This window comes from Enterovibrio nigricans DSM 22720 (genome assembly GCF_900167155.1).
In the GTDB taxonomy this organism is placed as follows: domain Bacteria; phylum Pseudomonadota; class Gammaproteobacteria; order Enterobacterales; family Vibrionaceae; genus Enterovibrio; species Enterovibrio nigricans.
In genome coordinates this window covers 1-4,633 of the sequence record NZ_FUXU01000151.1, presented here as the reverse complement: position 1 = coordinate 4,633, position 4,633 = coordinate 1, and the positions used below count along the sequence as shown (strand labels likewise).

The window sequence follows — 4,633 nt, the reverse complement described above, 5'->3', positions numbered from 1 at the left end:
CAAGGTCAATGGCAATTTCACGGTTGGCAGAAGATCATGGATATGGATTGTCAGTTCAATCTGTTTCAAATAGCTAAGGTGCCAATAGAGAGACATGTAAAAATCAGGAGTGCCGCTACGCCTTTTGATCCTCAATACCAAGAATACTTGGCTAAGAGAAAATCAAAGAAGCAATGCCGTAACTCTTGGCATGAGCCTGCTCTCGCTGCTTTATAAGTTGCTGGGTGCCAATCGGTGCCTTCGTGAAGGCTTGAGCCTAGTGCGGTGAAAGTTGCACGCTGGGTTCTTAGAGGGACGACACTTGGTAACAGGTGTCGTCTACTCGACATTTCATCATCATCGTGAGAATGGTGGTGGCCAAACTGTGCGTCTCTATCAATACGTGGCAACGCAAGCCATTCTGGCTTTAATTCGCCCTGTTCAACAGATCCCGACGCCAGTTTGGCAATGGCGGATTCAGAAACATAGTTATCGAATGCCGCAATATCGTCAGGAGAACAAAGATCGGTTTTGTTCGCAACGACGACATCAGCAAGAGCCAATTGGTCTTGGAAATTTTGGTTCTCTGTGTACCGAAGATCGGAGAAATTGCGTGGGTCTACGAGGGTAATGGTCGCATTCAACGCGATATAATTTTCGTAATGCTCAGAAAGCAATTTCCCGATGATATCTTTAGGATGCCCAAGCCCTGTTGGCTCAATCAAGAGGCGATCTGGGTTTTGTGCCAATAACGCGTTGATGCCTATAGCCATTGGAAGACCAGCAACACAGCACATGCATCCGCCAGGCACTTCTTTTACCAGTGCCCCTTGTTCGCTGAGAAATGCGCCATCAACACCCACTTCTCCGAATTCATTGACGAGCACAGCCCAGTTTTCGTTTTCTGGTTTTTGTTTTAACAGAGAGAGAATCGCGGTCGTTTTACCAACACCGAGAAAACCCGTAATGATATTTGTAGGAATTTTTTTGGTAAGTTTTTCTGCCATGATTTTCCTGAACCCCACAACCCGCAGGGCTTACACTCAATTGTATTTATTTGCAGAGTGTATCAGTTGGTTCATTGGAAAACAGCGGTTTTTGCCAGTGTTCACGGTCGTCAACACTGGCTATGCCAAGATGACATCAATCAAGAATTGTATTTTTTACACTTAGGGTCTTTCTTTGCGAAACCGCATCGAATAATCATATACGATTTCTGGTAATCCTCATTGTGCGGGAATGCTTCCGTCAACTTCGTATACTCTTTCAACGCCTCTGATTTTTTCTGACTGTTGTAGAGTGCCCACGCTTTGATTTCGATGAGTTTCACATCTCTTCCATAGGCCATTTCATATTGTTGAATATGCGTTAGCGCCGCAACATACTGTTTCGTGTTGAAGGCCATAAACGCACGCTTCATGGCAAGTTGTCTATCAATCTCAACCCGCTTGTCAGAGTCATTAATGCTCATCGCCAGAGCTTGGGCTTTGTCTGAAAACCCCATTTGCTGTAACGATAAAACATACCCATATTGTGTTAAATCCCGTTCTGAATCACTTGGCTCCATCATTTCCAGCGCTTGCTCAAAGGACAAGGATGCGGACATAGCACGACCAATTTCGTAGTACTTCCATCCTTGAAGGGCGTATTCTCCAGCACTCAGCGCGTTTTTCTGTGAAAGTGACATTAAACATTCACGGGCAGTCGATTCACATTGGATTTGGCCGTCCGTTTCTGAACCAAACTCCAGTTCAGCGAGTTTGGGATATTTTTCAAGCCACGTTTGGTGCTCTTGATGAAGCGATTCCAACTCACCAAGATGCTGCAGACTCTGCAATTTCCCCTCAACACGATTTTGCGTTGGCCCAGACCAGCGAATTGCGTTTTCAAACCAATTTAGTGCCGAGTCTGCATCATTGAGCTTCAAGTATTTCCAACCCAAGGTTTCAGCTGCCTGACCATCCCTTCTCGCTTTAATATTTGACGATAAGCGGACAAGCTCTCTTTCAGTTAGCGCGGAATGTGACAGTGTAGAGAGCATGATGTCATGTTCCATTTTTTCAGCCACTTTCACATCGAAACCGGGAGACTTTCGATAGCGCGCCACAATATCATCGCCTGCATTTGCGCCTGCCCATCCGAACAATTTGATTGCGGTGCTCTGTTCATGTCCCTCACAATTGTCCAATACGTACTGATATTTGGTTTGTGCATTCTCGCCATAACCTGACACAACTTCTTGTTGTAAATCCAACCACACCCACTCGATACGATCGCAATTTACCCAGCTTTCATTTGCTGCTAATAATGCTTCAGCGTCGCTATAACGTTTCTTCTTCATGGCTTTTTTCAACGTTTCCACGCTTTTTTGATAATCAATCTCTTCTGTCAATGCAGCAGAAACCTGGTTACCCTGAATCGCCTGCTTCGCCGCTTTCCAACCGTCATTTTCCAACGTTTTCCAAAGCGGTGTTTCATCGAATGAAGTGGCAGTTTCAGTCTTTACTTCAACCACAATGCGCTCATCAAACAGGTTTACTTCATGATGATCTTGCGCATTTGCGTTAAATACCGTGAATAAGATTAGTAGTGTCTTGGTTTTCATTGGCACACCCTGTCTTTGTAAGCCATGTGCGAAAGAAGCACTAAGCTGTCTGAGTAATAGTCTTTTCCTTGTGGCAGAAAAGAAATCCCTTGTTCAAGCGACCGTGTTCCATTATCAATTTCCACCAATTGTGCAATGGCTTTTGCACCATCCGGCGGCGGGTAACTCGCTTTTTTACCAGAGACAACATCAACCCATGCACGGTTATCCCCGCCTATCCAGTTAGCGAAGTTCCGATTCAAAGGGTGCGTTCTGTTACCCCAGATCATGTAAAGTGGAATTCTGTAGTTTGAATAACTGAATTGCGAAGGAAACGTATCCGCGGGTTGCCAGCCTTTGTCTGAATACTCAAGCCAGTCAGGTGTCAATCTCTCTTCGCCATATAGGTTTTTGCTCAGTATGGACAGTCCGCTTTCAGACAAGACACGCCATGTCTTGTCGAACTTTGCGAAGGACGCCAACGCCGGATAAACCCAGTAGCCAGGATTCACTACCGTGCGATGATCAAAGCTGAAGCCATGCGATCCAGGCAATAGCACCGTCTCTCCGCCAATCTTCTGAATATGTGAGTTTTTTAAAGATCTTGCTATATTTCTTGCACTGCGTTCATAGTCCTGTTCAGGCCACTTCTCGTCAGCTCGCATGAGTGCCCACGCAATCAGTACATCACCATCACTGGCATTATTAACATCTGGCACGTGCGGTTTGTTTGGTTGCCATTTCCAAGAAAAAAGAGGGTCTACATCGCGTTGCAAATGACGCTGAGTCCAACGCCAAAGTTTGTCAAATGTCGCTTTGTCGTCATAGTGCGCCGCCATCAACATGCCATATCCCTGTCCCTCACTGTGGGAAATATGATTGTTTGCGGTATCAACAACTCGGCCAGCCAATGTGATAAAACTTCTCTTATAGGATTCCCACATTCCGTCGTTGCGCTCACATTGCCTCGCAGCTTCGGCGGAAAATGTCGTCATGGTGAATAACGCCGTGGTAAATATCGGAAGGTATTTCATCGGCGGGCCTCCAAAGCACGCGTCACAAACGCAGACATCCACCAAATAATCAGCAAAGAGACCACTGCCAGCCCTGCGGGATAACCAATAAATGCGGCTTTTATATATTGTGAAGTACTGCTGGAAAACTCACGCTCACTCAATGCCCCCGCAGGTGGCATAATATTTTCATTCCGCAGGAAGCTTGCGAATTCGTCTTGCGTTGTTGGCAGCATATGAATTCGATACCACCCCTCATCGTTCGTATGCTTCACGTACGCAATATCATTATCATTGGTTGGTATGAAATAAGACTCGCTATCTTCATGCTCGCTTTCATTGTGCGCCACGAATTCAAAAAGTCGTTGTTTCAACGTGTCCCATTGAGAGTCTTGTTTTGTCTCATTGAAGAAAGGTGTCGAAGGCACATCGTCACCGAAAATCACATGGAAAGGTCGACTTTGCTCTCGTTTAGTCGTGACTAACAATCCTGGCATCGCCTTTTTGGTGTGGTGAGAAACATGGCTAATTAATCGCCACAAATTCTTAAGCTGTACAGGGTCATTCGGGGACACGGTTAATTGTGCTTTCTTCCCACAATCGTCTGAGATTGCGAAAAAATCTTGTGGTGAAACATGGTGACCTTCAGTAGGGATAAATTTCACCCAAGAGCTCAATTTAAGGTTGGATTTCTCTGACATGTAGACGGCAAAGCGTCGCTGCTGATTTCGGATATCAACGGGGCCGTAGATTTCTACCGATACTTTATTGATACCGGGATTAAAATCTCTCATTGGAATGTTTAAACGATAAAGCTGCGTATCACGCCAATAACTTGAACGTAACGGCAGGCTATTGGCGTACTCTCCGTTAACACGCAAGATCATCGACCCAGCGCCAGGTGCAACACGGGAGTGCGTCAACAATAGGTTTAACTTTGCGTTGTCTTCGCTGCTAAATAATATGTTGCTGGGCATTACCAAATTCAATTCCAACGGCGTGTCTGTCAGATGGCTTTGTTGCTTAAATCGATGGAACTAAATCTAGAAGCTACGAT

General features: G+C 45.5%; 4 protein-coding genes and 1 pseudogene. 1 reads left to right on the top strand and 4 read right to left on the bottom strand.

The window, feature by feature from the left end:
- Positions 1-216: pseudogene (locus B5D35_RS22820) on the top strand (group II intron reverse transcriptase/maturase); the annotation flags it as partial.
- Here B5D35_RS22820 and B5D35_RS25350 read toward each other — a convergent pair.
- The 4 genes from B5D35_RS25350 to B5D35_RS22800 form a co-directional block, all read right to left on the bottom strand.
- Complete coding sequence (locus B5D35_RS25350) at positions 132-986, bottom strand: CobW family GTP-binding protein (protein ID WP_170915258.1); 855 nt, start codon at positions 984-986, stop codon at positions 132-134. The pseudogene B5D35_RS22820 and the gene B5D35_RS25350 overlap by 85 nt on opposite strands.
- A 140-nt stretch (positions 987-1,126) precedes the next feature.
- Positions 1,127-2,584 (bottom strand): hypothetical protein, encoded by a 1,458-nt coding sequence (locus tag B5D35_RS22810; RefSeq protein ID WP_078754704.1) that lies wholly within the window; start codon positions 2,582-2,584, stop codon positions 1,127-1,129.
- Entirely contained in the window at positions 2,581-3,597 is a 1,017-nt protein-coding gene (locus B5D35_RS22805) for a family 8 glycosyl hydrolase (RefSeq protein ID WP_078754703.1), read from the bottom strand. The genes B5D35_RS22810 and B5D35_RS22805 overlap by 4 nt, the downstream gene beginning before the upstream one ends.
- A complete protein-coding gene (locus B5D35_RS22800; RefSeq protein ID WP_078754702.1) occupies positions 3,594-4,553 on the bottom strand; it encodes a cellulose biosynthesis cyclic di-GMP-binding regulatory protein BcsB in 960 nt (319 codons plus the stop codon). Before B5D35_RS22800 ends, B5D35_RS22805 begins: the two co-directional genes overlap by 4 nt.
- Positions 4,554-4,633: the final 80 nt, after the last annotated feature.

Coding starts and splice junctions, on each gene's coding strand:
- B5D35_RS25350 (WP_170915258.1), bottom strand. CDS start 986: ATGGCAGAAAAACTTACCAAAAAAATTCCTACAAATATCATTACGGGT.
- B5D35_RS22810 (WP_078754704.1), bottom strand. CDS start 2,584: ATGAAAACCAAGACACTACTAATCTTATTCACGGTATTTAACGCAAAT.
- B5D35_RS22805 (WP_078754703.1), bottom strand. CDS start 3,597: ATGAAATACCTTCCGATATTTACCACGGCGTTATTCACCATGACGACA.
- B5D35_RS22800 (WP_078754702.1), bottom strand. CDS start 4,553: ATGCCCAGCAACATATTATTTAGCAGCGAAGACAACGCAAAGTTAAAC.